Origin of the sequence: Pseudomonas sp. PP3 (assembly GCF_905336995.1) — a bacterium.
Taxonomy (GTDB): domain Bacteria; phylum Pseudomonadota; class Gammaproteobacteria; order Pseudomonadales; family Pseudomonadaceae; genus Aquipseudomonas; species Aquipseudomonas reinekei.
In genome coordinates this window covers 103,041-117,020 of the sequence record NZ_HG995459.1, presented here as the reverse complement: position 1 = coordinate 117,020, position 13,980 = coordinate 103,041, and the positions used below count along the sequence as shown (strand labels likewise).

The 13,980-nt window shown below is 61.0% G+C and carries 13 protein-coding genes; 11 read left to right on the top strand and 2 right to left on the bottom strand.

Annotation, left to right across the window (positions count from 1 at the left end; all coding sequences use genetic code 11):
* The first annotated feature begins 4 nt into the window (after positions 1-4).
* The 5 genes from gmk to KHO07_RS00510 all read left to right on the top strand — a co-directional run bounded on the left by gmk (position 5) and on the right by KHO07_RS00510 (position 4,434).
* The gene (gmk, locus tag KHO07_RS00530) at positions 5-625 is read left to right on the top strand and encodes a guanylate kinase (RefSeq protein WP_007975181.1); all 621 of its coding nucleotides are present in this window, start codon (positions 5-7) and stop codon (positions 623-625) included.
* Between the two features lie 167 nt (positions 626-792).
* A complete protein-coding gene (gene rpoZ / locus KHO07_RS00525) occupies positions 793-1,056 on the top strand; it encodes a DNA-directed RNA polymerase subunit omega (RefSeq protein WP_003177259.1) in 264 nt (87 codons plus the stop codon).
* A gap of 57 nt (positions 1,057-1,113) precedes the next feature.
* Positions 1,114-3,219, top strand: coding sequence for a bifunctional GTP diphosphokinase/guanosine-3',5'-bis pyrophosphate 3'-pyrophosphohydrolase (gene spoT / locus KHO07_RS00520; protein ID WP_075946868.1), 2,106 nt, complete (start codon positions 1,114-1,116; stop codon positions 3,217-3,219).
* 25 nt (positions 3,220-3,244) lie between these two features.
* On the top strand, positions 3,245-3,625 hold the full coding sequence (locus KHO07_RS00515; protein WP_003229509.1) for a RidA family protein: 381 nt from the start codon (positions 3,245-3,247) through the stop codon (positions 3,623-3,625).
* A gap of 68 nt (positions 3,626-3,693) precedes the next feature.
* Positions 3,694-4,434: a hypothetical protein gene (locus KHO07_RS00510; RefSeq protein ID WP_212626227.1), complete on the top strand. Its 741-nt coding sequence runs from the start codon at positions 3,694-3,696 to the stop codon at positions 4,432-4,434.
* A 139-nt stretch (positions 4,435-4,573) separates the two neighbouring features.
* On the opposite strand, the gene KHO07_RS00505 is transcribed toward KHO07_RS00510, so the two are convergent.
* Entirely contained in the window at positions 4,574-5,431 is an 858-nt protein-coding gene (locus KHO07_RS00505) for an SDR family oxidoreductase (RefSeq protein WP_150734007.1), read from the bottom strand.
* A gap of 189 nt (positions 5,432-5,620) precedes the next feature.
* Between KHO07_RS00505 and exbB the strand changes: the two genes are divergently transcribed.
* From exbB to KHO07_RS00475, 6 genes are all read left to right on the top strand, one after another.
* A complete protein-coding gene (gene exbB, locus KHO07_RS00500; protein ID WP_150734006.1) occupies positions 5,621-6,595 on the top strand; it encodes a tonB-system energizer ExbB in 975 nt (324 codons plus the stop codon).
* A 6-nt stretch (positions 6,596-6,601) separates the two neighbouring features.
* Positions 6,602-7,030 (top strand): TonB system transport protein ExbD, encoded by a 429-nt coding sequence (gene exbD / locus KHO07_RS00495; protein WP_150734005.1) that lies wholly within the window; start codon positions 6,602-6,604, stop codon positions 7,028-7,030.
* Positions 7,027-7,776 (top strand): energy transducer TonB, encoded by a 750-nt coding sequence (locus KHO07_RS00490; RefSeq protein WP_212626226.1) that lies wholly within the window; start codon positions 7,027-7,029, stop codon positions 7,774-7,776. The genes exbD and KHO07_RS00490 overlap by 4 nt, the downstream gene beginning before the upstream one ends.
* Positions 7,777-7,972: 196 nt before the next feature.
* Complete coding sequence (locus tag KHO07_RS00485; protein ID WP_075946874.1) at positions 7,973-8,902, top strand: hydrogen peroxide-inducible genes activator; 930 nt, start codon at positions 7,973-7,975, stop codon at positions 8,900-8,902.
* A 9-nt stretch (positions 8,903-8,911) separates the two neighbouring features.
* On the top strand, positions 8,912-10,987 hold the full coding sequence (gene recG / locus KHO07_RS00480; protein WP_212626225.1) for an ATP-dependent DNA helicase RecG: 2,076 nt from the start codon (positions 8,912-8,914) through the stop codon (positions 10,985-10,987).
* Between the two features lie 78 nt (positions 10,988-11,065).
* On the top strand, positions 11,066-12,466 hold the full coding sequence (locus KHO07_RS00475) for an aminoacyl-tRNA deacylase and HDOD domain-containing protein (protein ID WP_212626224.1): 1,401 nt from the start codon (positions 11,066-11,068) through the stop codon (positions 12,464-12,466).
* Positions 12,467-12,745: 279 nt separating this feature from the next.
* Here the strand turns inward: KHO07_RS00475 and KHO07_RS00470 are convergent, their stop codons facing one another.
* Positions 12,746-13,894 (bottom strand): aldose epimerase family protein, encoded by a 1,149-nt coding sequence (locus tag KHO07_RS00470; RefSeq protein WP_150734000.1) that lies wholly within the window; start codon positions 13,892-13,894, stop codon positions 12,746-12,748.
* Between the last annotated feature and the right edge of the window lie 86 nt (positions 13,895-13,980).

The window sequence follows — 13,980 nt, the reverse complement described above, 5'->3', positions numbered from 1 at the left end:
CTACATGACCCACAGCACCGGCACCCTGTACATCATTTCCGCCCCATCGGGCGCGGGCAAAAGCAGCCTGGTCAAGGCCCTGACCGACGCCGATCCGGAGATCCGCGTTTCGGTCTCCCACACCACCCGCGCCATGCGCCCCGGTGAAGTGAACGGCGTGAACTATCACTTCGTCGACCGCAGCGAGTTCGTCAAGATGATCGAGCACGGCGATTTCCTTGAGCGCGCCGAAGTCTTCGGCAACCTCTACGGCACTTCGCAGAGCCACTTGCAGCAGACCCTGGATGAAGGTCACGACCTGATTCTGGAGATCGACTGGCAGGGCGCCGAGCAAGTGCGCAAACTGATGCCGCAGGCCCGTTCGATCTTCATTCTGCCGCCGTCATTGCAGGCCCTGCACCAGCGCCTGACCAATCGCGGCCAGGACAGCGACGAAATCATTGACGGCCGGATGCGCGAAGCCGTCAGCGAGATGAGCCACTATGTCGACTACGACTACCTGATCATCAACGACGATTTCGCCCACGCGCTACACGACCTGAAGGCGATTTTCCGCGCCAATCAGCTGATTCAGAAGCGTCAGCAGCAGCGCCACGGCAAATTGCTGGCTGAATTGCTCGGTTAAAGAGCACTTCCCAAAACCGCTGCAAGGGCTTTACATTGGCACTTGCAGCGCGTTGAAGGGCTTGGTCAAAAAATCAGCGCTTCCCTAAACGCTGGTGATTTTTTAAACTGTTGAGTCCGCTCGCCCAACCGGGCAGCGCGCATATTGCATTCGCTCCGAGGAATACCATGGCCCGCGTAACCGTTGAAGACTGCCTAGAACACGTGGAAAACCGCTTTGAGCTGGTCATGCTCTCTACCAAGCGTGCCCGTCAACTGGCCACCGGCGGCAAAGAGCCCCTGGTTCAGTGGGAAAACGACAAGCCTACCGTTGTAGCCCTGCGTGAAATCGCTGAAGGCCTGATGAGCTACGAGTTCATCGCCAATGCTGAAATCGTCGAAGACGAACCGCTGTTCGCAGCGTTCGAGGACGAGTCCAACGAGGCCGTCTAAGCCTATGCCTGGTCGACGTAGCACGGCGCAGGGTCACAACCTTCGGCAGGATTTATCATGCCGAGCATAGACGCCCTCGCCGATCGCTTATCGACCTACCTCGGCAATGACCAGGTCAACCTGGTCCGCCGAGCGTATTTCTACGCCGAACAAGCCCACGACGGCCAACGCCGCCGTAGCGGTGAGGCGTATGTCACGCATCCTCTTGCCGTGGCCAATATTCTCGCCGACATGCACATGGACCATCAGAGCCTGATGGCCGCGATGCTGCATGACGTGATCGAAGACACCGGTATCGCCAAGGAAGCGCTGCAAGCGCAGTTCGGCGAAACCGTGGCCGAACTGGTCGATGGGGTCAGCAAACTGACCCAGATGAACTTCGAGACCAAGGCCGAAGCCCAGGCCGAAAACTTCCAGAAAATGGCCATGGCCATGGCACGCGACATCCGCGTGATCCTGGTCAAGCTCGCTGACCGCCTGCACAACATGCGCACGCTGGAAGTGCTGTCCGGAGAAAAACGCCGCCGGATCGCCAAGGAAACCCTCGAAATCTACGCGCCCATCGCCAACCGGCTGGGCATGCATGCCATTCGCATCGAATTCGAAGACCTCGGCTTCAAGGCCATGCACCCGATGCGTTCGGCGCGGATCTACCAGGCCGTCAAACGCGCCCGGGGCAACCGCAAGGAAATCGTCAACAAGATCGAAGAGTCCCTCAGCCACTGCCTGGCTATCGATGGCATCCAGGGCGAGGTCAGCGGTCGCCAGAAACACCTCTACGGCATCTACAAGAAAATGCGCGGCAAGCGTCGGGCCTTCAACGAGATCATGGACGTTTACGCGTTCCGGATCATCGTCGACAAGGTCGATACCTGCTACCGCGTGCTAGGCGCTGTACATAATTTGTACAAGCCGTTGCCGGGGCGCTTCAAGGATTACATTGCGATCCCCAAGGCCAACGGCTATCAGTCGCTACACACCACGCTGTTCGGCATGCACGGTGTTCCGATCGAAATCCAGATCCGCACCCGTGAAATGGAAGAGATGGCCAACAACGGCATCGCCGCTCACTGGCTGTACAAATCCAGCGGCGACGAGCAGCCCAAAGGCACTCATGCCCGCGCCCGCCAGTGGGTCAAAGGCGTGCTGGAAATGCAGCAACGCGCCGGCAACTCGCTGGAATTCATTGAAAGCGTGAAGATCGACCTGTTCCCGGACGAGGTCTACGTGTTCACGCCAAAAGGCCGGATCATGGAGCTGCCCAAAGGCTCCACGGCAGTCGACTTTGCTTATGCGGTACACACCGACGTCGGCAACAGCTGCATCGCTTGCCGGATCAATCGCCGTCTCGCGCCGCTGTCCGAACCGCTGCAAAGCGGCTCCACGGTCGAAATCGTCAGCGCTCCCGGCGCCCGCCCGAACCCGGCGTGGCTCAACTTCGTGGTCACCGGCAAGGCGCGTACGCACATCCGCCACGCGCTGAAGCTGCAACGTCGCTCCGAATCCATCAGCCTGGGCGAACGCCTGCTGAACAAGGTCCTCAACGGTTTCGACAGTTCGCTGGAGAAAATTCCGGCCGAGCGGGTCAAGGCGATGCTGGTCGAGTACCGTCTCGAACTGATCGAAGACTTGCTGGAAGACATCGGCCTGGGCAATCGCATGGCCTACGTCGTCGCCCGCCGCCTGCTGGGCGAAGGCGAACAGTTGCCGAGCCCGGAAGGCCCGCTGGCGATTCGCGGCACCGAAGGCCTGGTGCTCAGCTACGCCAAGTGCTGCACGCCGATCCCGGGAGACCCGATTGTCGGCCACCTGTCCGCGGGCAAAGGCATGGTCGTGCACCTGGACAACTGCCGCAACATCAGCGAAATCCGCCATAACCCGGAAAAATGCATCCAGCTCTCGTGGGCCAAGGATGTCACCGGCGAATTCAACGTCGAGCTGCGCGTCGAGCTGGAACACCAGCGCGGCCTGATCGCCCTGCTGGCCAGCAGCGTCAACGCGGCCGACGGCAATATCGAGAAAATCAGCATGGACGAACGCGATGGTCGCATCAGCGTGGTCCAGTTGGTGGTCAGCGTGCACGATCGCGTGCACCTGGCCCGCGTGATCAAGAAACTGCGCGCCCTCACCGGGGTCATTCGCATTACCCGCATGCGCGCCTAAGCCAGCCCCTTACAAGGAGTCATCAATGACCAAGACTGTTATCACCAGCGACAAGGCCCCGGCCGCTATCGGTACTTATTCCCAGGCGATCAAGGCTGGCAATACCGTTTACATGTCGGGTCAGATTCCTCTGGACCCAAAAACCATGGAACTGGTTGAAGGCTTCGAAGCCCAGACCGTCCAGGTGTTCGAGAACCTCAAGGCCGTGGCTGAAGCTGCTGGCGGTTCGTTCAAGGACATCGTCAAGCTGAACATCTTCCTCACCGACCTGAGCCACTTCGCCAAGGTCAACGAGATCATGGGCAAATACTTCGACCAGCCTTACCCAGCCCGCGCCGCCATCGGCGTAGCAGCCCTGCCAAAGGGTTCGCAGGTTGAAATGGATGCCATCCTGGTCATCGAGTAATGCGTGCGGCGCAGCCCAGGGCTGCGCCAATTGCTCTGCTGTAAAGAAAGCTTGAAAGGATTCCACCCATGCGCAAAGCGCTTGCTCTCTCGCTGCTCGCCCTGTTCCTGGGCGGATGTGCCAGCGACCCTGCCGACCGTGATATCAGCGGCACCTGGATCAACCAGGTGGCAATTGACGCTGCATCCAAAGGTGTCCCCCTGCGCGAAGCGCTCCAGGCCTATGGCCCGAACCTGGAATGGGACGTCAACGCCAAGGCTGGTCAGGCCCGCTACACCAATGGTTTTGAAAATGTCGACGGCAAGCTGCTGGGCGAAGAGTCCGGCGCCTGGAAAGTCGACTTTTATGGCAGCTCCGGTAGCGAGCTGAAGCGCGACGGCAAACAGTTGAGCCAGGCCGCGACTGAAAATGAATCGGCCCAAGTCTTCGACCGCGCCTTGATTCCGGTTCCGGATGGCGCACCGATCGGCGCCAGCTTCGAACGCGCACTGTATTCGGCCTATATGGGCGGCAGCTGGAAGGTCGTCAGCGGTCCCGGCGAAGGTAATACCGTGCAGTTCCAGGCCGACGGCCAGGTGACCGGTTTGCCGGGCAGCGATCGCTATGCCCTGTGCCTGGCAGGTGATTGCGCCTCGATGAGTGGCGGCAACGACAATATGTGGCTGCAACTGAACGGGCAAGGAAACGCCTGGATCTTTGCCCGCAAAGGCAAAGAGCTGGAAATCTTCCAGACGGTGAACACCGCTCAAGCGGACGAAATGCCGCAGTTCACGCCGGGCGATCGCAAGTGGTTGCTTGAAAAACAGTAATCCGGATCTGCTTCAAGGAAGACCCCCATGTGGGAGCGAGCCTGCTCGCGAAAGCGGTGTAACAGTCGACAGATAAGTTGAATGTTGCGACCTCTTCGCGAGCAGGCTCGCTCCCACAGTTGTTATGCGTTCCCGGAGGTCAGCTGTTCCCGTCGATGATCGCGGCATAACCTTCGCGGAAACTCGGATACTTCGGCGTCCAGCCCAAGGCTTTCGCCCGCGCATTGCTGCAGCGCTTGCTGCCCGTGCGCCGCACGCTGGCGTCATCGGCCCAATCGGTCACGCCCAGATACTCGCGCAACCAACCCACCACTTCCGCCAATGCCGCTGGCGCGTCATCGACGCCGATGTAGACCTCATCCAGTTTTACCCCGCGCCGGTCCGCCTCGAGCAGGCACGCCATCAGCCCTGCAGCATCGTCGGCATGAATCCGGTTGCCATAGAGCGGAGGATCGACCGCCACGCGATACCCGCGACGCACCTGGGTCAGCAACCATTCACGGCCCGGCCCGTAAATACCGGTCAGCCGCACGATGCTGGCGGGAATGCCGCTGTTGAGGGCGATTTGTTCGGCTTCCAGCATGATGCGTCCTGAGTAGCCGGACGCCACAGCCGGCGAAGTCTCGTCGACCCACTCGCCTCCCTGCTGGCCATAAACACTGCTGCTGGACACGAACAAAATGCGATTGGGCACCTGTCCGTAGTCGCCCAGCCACTCCAGCACATGCTGCAAGCCCTCGATATAAGCGGCGCGGTAGCCGGCTTCATCGTGATCGGTGGCGGCTGCGCAATACACCAGATAATCCACGGCACCGATGGGCCAGGTCTGCGGGCAGTCTTTCTTGAACAGGTCGCCGGCAACGCCGATCACGCCATCGGGCAAACGCGAAACGTCGCGCCGCAAGCCGTGAACCTCCCACCCGCCCGCCAACAATTGCGTGGCCAGACGGCTGCCGACATCACCGCAACCGGCGATTAATACAGAAGGCGCGGACATCAGAAAACTCCCCTTGGAAACGGACAGACTAGCCCCGGCAATGGACGAGCGGCTAGTAATGCAGGAAAAAAAGATACTCTATTACTTTTGTTAACAAGAATTACTTGCAATAATGCGGACCACTTTTGTTCTCGGCCCTTCGAGGCCTGGAAGAACATAACCCGTTTTTTTCTCTCAGGTCCGGCCAGCATGACACGCAATCAACTCCCCGCTTCGCCAACCAAACGACCTCGCGCCTGGAGCGCAGTGGCCGCCCTGCTGCTCAGCCTGATGCTGGCACCGACCACCACATTCGCCGACGCACAAGCGCCAGCCACCCCGGCCGCCGCTGCATCCGCCCCGGCCGATCATACTGCCCCCGCTGCTGCACCTGCCGCGACCGACCCGGCCCAGGCAGTACCGGCGCAAGACGCGCTGGGCGACGACGCTCCTCAAGTCCTCGAAGCCGACAACAGCCTGGGCATGGCCCATGACCTGTCGCCATGGGGCATGTACCAGAACGCCGACATCATCGTGAAAATCGTGATGATCGGCCTGGCCATCGCATCGATCATCACCTGGACCATCTGGATTGCCAAAGGCTTTGAGCTGATGGGCGCCAAGCGTCGTCTGCGCACAGAAATCGCCCACCTGAAAAAAGCCGCCACGCTCAAAGAAGCCAGCGCTTCCGCGACCAAGCCAGGCACCCTCGCCAACCTGTTGGTCCATGATGCGCTTGAAGAAATGCATCTGTCGGCCAGCAGCCGCGAAAAAGAAGGCATCAAGGAACGCGTCAGCTTCCGCCTCGAGCGCCTGGTAGCCGCCTGCGGCCGCAACATGAGCAGCGGCACCGGCGTCCTCGCCACCATCGGTTCCACCGCGCCATTCGTCGGCCTGTTCGGTACCGTGTGGGGCATCATGAACAGCTTCATCGGTATCGCCAAAACCCAGACCACCAACCTCGCCGTTGTGGCCCCCGGCATTGCCGAAGCCCTGCTGGCGACTGCACTGGGCCTGGTCGCGGCGATTCCTGCGGTAGTCATCTACAACGTGTTTGCCCGCTCCATCGCCGGTTACAAGGCGCAGGTGTCCGACGCGTCGGCAGAAGTCCTGTTGCTGGTCAGCCGTGACCTCGATCACCAGCCTGAGCGCAGCTCGCAACCGCACATGGTGAAAGTGGGGTAATCGGCCATGGGCCTGCATTTGAAAGAAGGCGCAGACGACGATCTGGCCGAGAACCACGAAATCAACGTCACGCCGTTCATCGACGTGATGCTGGTGCTGCTGATCATCTTCATGGTGGCCGCTCCATTGGCCACCGTGGACATCAAGGTCGACCTGCCCGCCTCCACCGCCAAACCGGCGCCGCGGCCAGAGAAACCGGTGTTCCTCAGCGTCAAGGCTGACCAACGCCTGTTCCTTGGCGAAGAGGAAGTGAAGGCCGAAACACTTGGCGCCACCCTCGACGCCAGGACCCAAGGCAAGAAAGACACGACGATCTTCTTCCAGGCCGATAAAGGCGTGGATTACGGTGACCTGATGAGCGTGATGGATAACCTTCGCTCGGCCGGTTACCTGAAGGTCGGCCTGGTCGGGCTCGAGACGGCAGTCAAGAAATGATCGAGACGCGCCATAAGCTGACGCGTTACAGCGGTAGCCTGGCCGTGGTGCTGGGCGTTCACGCCCTGGCTATCGCGCTGGCCGTGAACTGGACCTCCCGCCCGCCCATCGAATTGCCGCCTCAGGCAATGATGGTCGAGCTGGCACCGGTTCCCGCCCCGCCACCGCCGGCACCGCCAAAGGTGATAACGCCGCCACAGCCACCGGCACCGGTGGAAGAACTGCCAATACCGAAGCTGGCCGAAGCGCCGAAAGCCGAGATTGCGGTACCCAAACCCAAACCGCCCAAGCCAAAGCCGAAACCGCCCAAGCCGGTGGAGAAAAAGCCGGAGCCGCCGAAGGAAAAGCCGTCCGAGGAAAAACCGAGCGACGCGCAACCCACCCAGGCGCCGACGGAGAAATCCGCTCAACCCGCTCCTGGCCCCTCACCCGCACAAGTGGCCGCCAAGGCCAGCTGGGAAGGCGCGTTGCTCGCACATTTGGCCAAGTACAAAAAGTACCCGGCCAGTGCGCAGTCGCGGGGCAAGGAAGGCTTGAACCGTCTGCGCTTTGTCGTGGATGCCGAAGGTAACGTATTGTCGTTCGAACTGGTGGGCCGCTCCGGCAATGCTGATCTCGACCGGGCCACCCTGGACATGATCCGCCGCGCCCAGCCCCTGCCCAAGCCACCGGCCGACATGCTGAACAACGGCTCCATCGAGATCGTTGCACCGTTTGTTTACTCGCTGGAAAAACGCCGCCGGTAAAAGGCGGCCGTTCAAAAGATCGCAGCCTGCGGCAGCTCCTTCAGAGGTTTGTTCTTCACCTTGCAGGGGCTGCTGCAGGCTGCGATCTTTTTTTGCCTTTCGAATTGGCCGGTGTCACTCAACACATACTGTCTGATAACGTGCGTCTATCGATTGCAGCCGGTATGCTTGGCCCGCAACTTCATGGACGCTTGCTATGACTCTTACAGAATTACGCTACATCGTTACCCTCGCCCAAGAGCAGCACTTCGGCCACGCGGCCGAGCGTTGCCACGTCAGCCAGCCGACCCTGTCGGTGGGCGTGAAGAAGCTTGAAGACGAACTCGGTGTGCTGATTTTCGAGCGCAGCAAAAGCGCCGTGCGCCTGACTCCGGTTGGCGAAGGCATTGTGGCCCAGGCGCAAAAGGTGCTTGAGCAGGCCCAAGGCATCCGCGAACTGGCACAAGCCGGCAAGAACCAGCTGACCGCGCCGCTGAAAGTCGGTGCGATCTACACCGTCGGCCCGTACCTGTTCCCGCACCTGATCCCGCAACTGCACCGGGTTGCCCCGCAGATGCCGTTGTACATCGAAGAAAACTTCACCCACGTACTGCGCGACAAACTGCGCAACGGCGAACTCGACGCGATCATCATCGCCCTGCCGTTCAGCGAAGCCGACGTGCTGACCTTGCAGCTCTACGACGAGCCTTTCTACGTCCTGATGCCGGCTCAGCACCCATGGACGCAAAAAGAATCCATCGACGCCAGCCTGCTTAACGACAAGAGCCTGCTGCTGCTCGGTGAAGGCCACTGCTTCCGCGATCAAGTGCTGGAGGCCTGCCCGACGCTGACCAAAGGCAACGACGGTGCCAAGCACACCACGGTTGAATCCAGTTCGCTGGAAACCATTCGGCACATGGTCGCGTCCGGTCTGGGCATCTCGATCCTGCCGTTGTCGGCGGTCGACAGCCACCACTATGCTCCCGGCGTGATCGAAGTCCGGCCGCTGTCGGCACCGGTCCCTTACCGCACCGTGGCCATTGCCTGGCGCGCAAGCTTCCCGCGTCCGAAGGCAATCGAGATCCTCGCTGACTCCATTCGCCTGTGCTCGGTGGCCAAGCCCGCGGCACCGGTAACGGCCGGTTAAGCCAAGGCCATGACCGAGTTGTCGCAAGTGTCGGTGACGGAACTCAAGGGTGTCGGCGAAGCCATGGCCGAGAAACTGGCCAAGGTCGGCCTGGAAAACCTCCAGGACGTGCTGTTTCACTTGCCGCTGCGTTATCAGGATCGCACCCGCGTGGTGCCGATCGGTGCCCTGCGCCCAGGGCAGGATGCGGTGATCGAAGGTACCGTCAGCGGCGCCGACGTGGTCATGGGTCGCCGTCGCAGCCTGGTGGTGCGCCTGCAGGACGGCACCGGTGGCCTTAGCCTGCGCTTCTATCATTTCAGCAATGCGCAGAAAGAAGGCCTCAAGCGCGGCACGCGGATTCGCTGCTACGGCGAAGCACGGCCAGGCGCCTCGGGACTGGAAATCTACCACCCGGAATACCGCGCCATTACTGGCGACGAGCCGCCGCCCGTGGATGAAACCCTGACCCCGGTGTACCCGCTCACCGAAGGCCTGACGCAGCAACGCCTGCGCCAGCTGTGCATGCAAACCCTGACCTTGCTCGGCCCCAGCAGCCTGCCCGACTGGTTGCCCAAGGAACTGGCCCGGGACTATCAACTGGCGCCACTGGCCGACGCGATCCGCTATCTGCACAACCCGCCGGCGGATGCCGATGTCGACGAACTCGCCCTCGGCCATCACTGGGCGCAGCACCGTCTGGCCTTCGAAGAACTGCTGACCCATCAACTGTCTCAGCAACGCCTGCGCGAAAGCATGCGCTCCTTGCGCGCACCGGCGATGCCCAAAGCCACGAAGCTGCCGGCCAGATACCTGGCCAATCTCGGCTTCAATCCCACCGGTGCGCAGCAGCGGGTCGGCAACGAAATCGCCTACGACCTCAGTCAGCACGAGCCCATGTTGCGGCTGATTCAGGGCGATGTTGGCGCGGGTAAAACCGTGGTCGCCGCCCTCGCCGCACTGCAGGCATTGGAGGCGGGTTATCAGGTCGCGTTGATGGCGCCCACCGAGATTCTCGCCGAACAGCACTTCATCACGTTCAAGCGCTGGCTCGAACCGCTGGGCATCGAAGTCGCGTGGCTGGCCGGCAAGCTCAAGGGCAAAAACCGTGTAGCCGCGCTGGAACAAATCGCCGGCGGCGCGCCGATGGTGGTTGGTACGCATGCGCTGTTCCAGGACGAAGTGCAGTTCAAGAACCTGGCGCTGGTGATCATCGACGAACAACACCGCTTCGGCGTGCAGCAGCGATTAGCGCTGCGGCAGAAAGGGGTCGGCGGACGGATGTGCCCGCATCAGTTGATCATGACCGCCACGCCGATCCCGCGCACGCTGGCCATGAGCGCCTACGCCGACCTCGATACTTCGATCCTCGACGAATTGCCACCCGGTCGAACCCCGGTCAACACCGTGCTGATCACCGACACCCGGCGCGTCGAAGTCATCGAACGGGTGCGCAGCGCCTGCGCCGAGGGACGTCAGGCCTACTGGGTGTGCACGCTGATTGAAGAGTCCGAAGAGCTGACCTGCCAAGCCGCGGAAACCACTTTTGAAGACCTCACCGCCGCCCTCGGCGAGCTGAAGGTCGGGCTGATCCACGGCCGTATGAAACCGGTGGAAAAAGCTGCGGTGATGGCCGAATTCAAGGCGGGCAACCTGCAACTGCTGGTGGCCACCACAGTGATCGAAGTTGGCGTGGACGTGCCCAACGCCAGCCTGATGATCATTGAAAACCCCGAGCGCCTTGGTCTGGCGCAACTGCATCAGTTGCGCGGTCGCGTGGGTCGAGGCAGTGCCGCCAGCCATTGTGTGCTGCTCTACCATCCGCCGCTGTCACAGATTGGTCGCCAGCGCCTGGGCATCATGCGCGAAACCAACGACGGCTTTGTCATCGCCGAAAAAGACCTCGAACTGCGTGGTCCCGGCGAAATGCTCGGCACGCGGCAGACCGGCCTGCTTCAATTCAAGGTCGCCGACCTGATGCGTGATGCCGACTTGCTGCCCGCGGTGCGTGATGCCGCCCAAGCCTTGCTGGAGCGCTGGCCCGACCACGTCAGCCCGTTGCTCGACCGCTGGCTACGCCATGGGCAGCAATACGGCCAAGTGTGAGCATCGTCGCAGTTTCTATCAGCTCGTTCCTACAGAGCTGGTTATACTCCTGCAATTGTTTTAACACGGATACAGACCATGACCGACGCAGCCCTCGCTCCCGAACCTCCGCACGCTCCGTCGGTTATACGGATGTTGCTGGGCAGACTGGGCATTGCCTACGAAGAAGTCCTGGACCATCACGGACTGAATCCGGCCCGCAAGGTGCAGGCCGTATTGCTCGATGACGCCGTCGGCGCGCTGATGGTGCTGTTCCCGCAGAGCCAGTTGCTCGACCTCAATCGCCTCACCGAACTCACCGGTCGCCGCCTCACAGCCGTATCGACCGAGCGCCTGGAAAAGATGCTCGGCAAACACAACCTGAGCCTGCTGCCAGGCCTGCCATCGCTGACCACTTCGCCTTGCCTGTACGAAGAAAGCCTGCTGCGCGAACCGACTGTACTGGTCAACTCGGGCGAGCCGGGCGTGCTGCTGGAAATCACCAGCGAAGCGTTCAAATCCATGCTCAGCAAGGCCAGCGCCGCCAACTTTGGTGAAGCGCTGACCAGCATCCGCCCGAACCTCGACCGCCCCGACGATGACCGCGAGGAAATCACCCAGGCCGTTCAAGCGTTTACCGCGCGGCGCATCCAGCAGCGCCTGGAAGCGACCATCGAAATTCCGCCGCTGGCCGAAACCGCACAGAAAATCATCAAGCTGCGCGTCGACCCCAACGCGACCATTGATGACATCACCGGCGTGGTCGAAACCGACCCGGCGCTGGCCGCCCAAGTCGTGAGCTGGGCGGCATCGCCTTACTACGCCTCGCCGGGCAAGATTCGTTCGGTAGAAGACGCCATCGTCCGGGTGCTGGGTTTCGACCTGGTGATCAACCTGGCGCTGGGCCTGGCCTTGGGCAAAACCCTGAGCCTGCCCAAAGACCAGCCGCAACACAGCACACCGTACTGGCAGCAATCGATCTACACCGCTGCCGTCATCGAAGGCCTGACCCGCGCCATGCCGCGCACCCAGCGCCCCGAAGCGGGCCTGACCTACCTGGCCGGCCTGCTGCACAACTTCGGCTATCTGCTGCTGGCCCACGTGTTCCCGCCGCACTTCTCGTTGATCTGCCGCCACCTGGAGGTCAACCCACACCTGTGCCACAGCTACATCGAGCAACACCTGCTGGGCATCAGCCGCGAACAGATCGGCTCTTGGCTGATGCGCTATTGGGACATGCCCGAGGAACTGGCCACCGCGCTACGCTTCCAGCACGACCCGACCTACGACGGCGCCTACGCCGAGTACCCGAACCTGGTGTGCCTGTCGGTACGCCTGCTGCGCAGCCGCGGCATCGGCTCCGGCCCCGACGAAGACATCCCCGACGCCTTGCTCGAACGCCTCGGCCTGAGCCGCGAAAAAGCCAACGACGTCGTCAGCAAAGTCCTCGAAGCCGAAGTGCTACTGCGCGAACTGGCTTCGCAATTCTCCCAGTCATAAATAAGCCCGCTCCTACCGGATCCTCTCAATCCTGTGGGAGCGAGCCTGCTCGCGAAGCCGCCACCTCGGTCTGACAAAGAACAAGCGCACTGCTATGAACTGACTGCAAACAGAGGGCTTTTTCGATGAACCAACAGCTGCTGTCAGTGTTGCAAGCCCAGTCCGCCAACTGGCTAAAGACCACCCTATCACTGCCGATCCTGATGGCATGAGCCGCATGGCTGTGACCATCACTCGCAGGCTCGACAGCGGCTATGTGGTAGGGCGAAAGTTCGGGGGCTATTGGGCGGAAAACTTCAGCACAACGCTCTGGGTATAGGTTTTGCCCGGGTCCAGTCGCGTTGAAGGGAAGTTCGGCTGGTTCGGCGAATCCGGGTAATGCTGAGTCTCCAGCGTGAATGCGCCCCAATGCGGGTAAATCTTGCCGGCCTTGCCCTTGACCGTACCGTCGAGGAAGTTGCCGGTGTAGAACTGCACGCCCGGTTCGCTGGTGTAGAGCTGCAAGCGGCGGCCCGATTGCGGGTCGCTGACATCAGCGGCGAGCTTGCTCACGTCGCCCTTGGCGTCCAGCACCCAGTTGAAGTCAAAACCGCCCTGTTTCGATTCAGCGAATTTCAGCTGCGGGTGATCAGCCTTGATATTTTTGCCAATGGCGGTGGGCTGGGTGAAGTCCATCGGTGTGTTGGCGACCGGTGCCAGTTCACCGGTGGGGATCAACGTGGCATTAACCGGCGTGTACTGCGACGCGTACAGGGTGGCGACCTGTTTCAGCACATCACCATTACCGGCGCCGGCGAGGTTGAAATAGCTGTGGTTGGTCAGGTTCAGCACCGTCGGTTTATCGGTCGTTGCCTTGTAGTCGATCCGCAGTTCGTTGTTCTCGGTCAGGCTGTACGTGACCTCGGTTTTCAGGTTGCCGGGAAAGCCCATTTCACCGTCCACTGACAGGTAAGTCAGGGTCACGCCGACCGAATCCTTGCTGTTAGTCGGTTGCGCTTTCCACACGCGTTTGTCGAAACCCAGCGGCCCGCCGTGCAGCGAGTTCGGGCCGTCGTTTTTCGGCACTTGATAGTGTCTTCCGTCCAGTTCGAACGCACCGTTGGCCAGGCGATTGCCGTAGCGGCCGATGGTCGCGCCAAAGTACGCGGTACCACTTTGATAGCCCTGAACGTCATCGAAGCCGAGCACGATATCTTCGGATTTGCCGTCCTTTCCCGGCACCTTCAATGACTGCAGAATCCCGCCATAGGTAATGACTGTGGCTTGCAGGCCATGGCTGTTGCGCAATATGTATTGTTCGACGGGCGTGCCGTCATTGGTCTTGCCGAACGCTTTGTGTTCGGCAGACAGGCCGGCAGCCTGGGCGGAGAGAGTGGCGATTGTCAGGGACAGTCCGAGGCCGGATAGCAAGTGTCGGGATTGAAGCATGGTTGACCTTCCTTTTTGTTGTTTTGATAATTAGTCATACTAAATACTCAACAGCAGAAGGTTTATAGCTGTTTGTCGGACGATAT

Bases quoted from the DNA above. Each gene is read 5' to 3' on its own strand.
- KHO07_RS00470 (WP_150734000.1), bottom strand. From the start codon at position 13,894: ATGCTTCAATCCCGACACTTGCTATCCGGCCTCGGACTGTCCCTGACA.
- KHO07_RS00510 (WP_212626227.1), top strand. From the start codon at position 3,694: ATGCGCAAAGCGCTTGCTCTCTCGCTGCTCGCCCTGTTCCTGGGCGGA.
- gmk (WP_007975181.1), top strand. From the start codon at position 5: ATGACCCACAGCACCGGCACCCTGTACATCATTTCCGCCCCATCGGGC.
- spoT (WP_075946868.1), top strand. From the start codon at position 1,114: ATGCCGAGCATAGACGCCCTCGCCGATCGCTTATCGACCTACCTCGGC.
- KHO07_RS00485 (WP_075946874.1), top strand. From the start codon at position 7,973: ATGACTCTTACAGAATTACGCTACATCGTTACCCTCGCCCAAGAGCAG.
- recG (WP_212626225.1), top strand. From the start codon at position 8,912: ATGACCGAGTTGTCGCAAGTGTCGGTGACGGAACTCAAGGGTGTCGGC.
- KHO07_RS00505 (WP_150734007.1), bottom strand. From the start codon at position 5,431: ATGTCCGCGCCTTCTGTATTAATCGCCGGTTGCGGTGATGTCGGCAGC.
- KHO07_RS00515 (WP_003229509.1), top strand. From the start codon at position 3,245: ATGACCAAGACTGTTATCACCAGCGACAAGGCCCCGGCCGCTATCGGT.
- exbB (WP_150734006.1), top strand. From the start codon at position 5,621: ATGACACGCAATCAACTCCCCGCTTCGCCAACCAAACGACCTCGCGCC.
- KHO07_RS00475 (WP_212626224.1), top strand. From the start codon at position 11,066: ATGACCGACGCAGCCCTCGCTCCCGAACCTCCGCACGCTCCGTCGGTT.
- KHO07_RS00490 (WP_212626226.1), top strand. From the start codon at position 7,027: ATGATCGAGACGCGCCATAAGCTGACGCGTTACAGCGGTAGCCTGGCC.
- exbD (WP_150734005.1), top strand. From the start codon at position 6,602: ATGGGCCTGCATTTGAAAGAAGGCGCAGACGACGATCTGGCCGAGAAC.
- rpoZ (WP_003177259.1), top strand. From the start codon at position 793: ATGGCCCGCGTAACCGTTGAAGACTGCCTAGAACACGTGGAAAACCGC.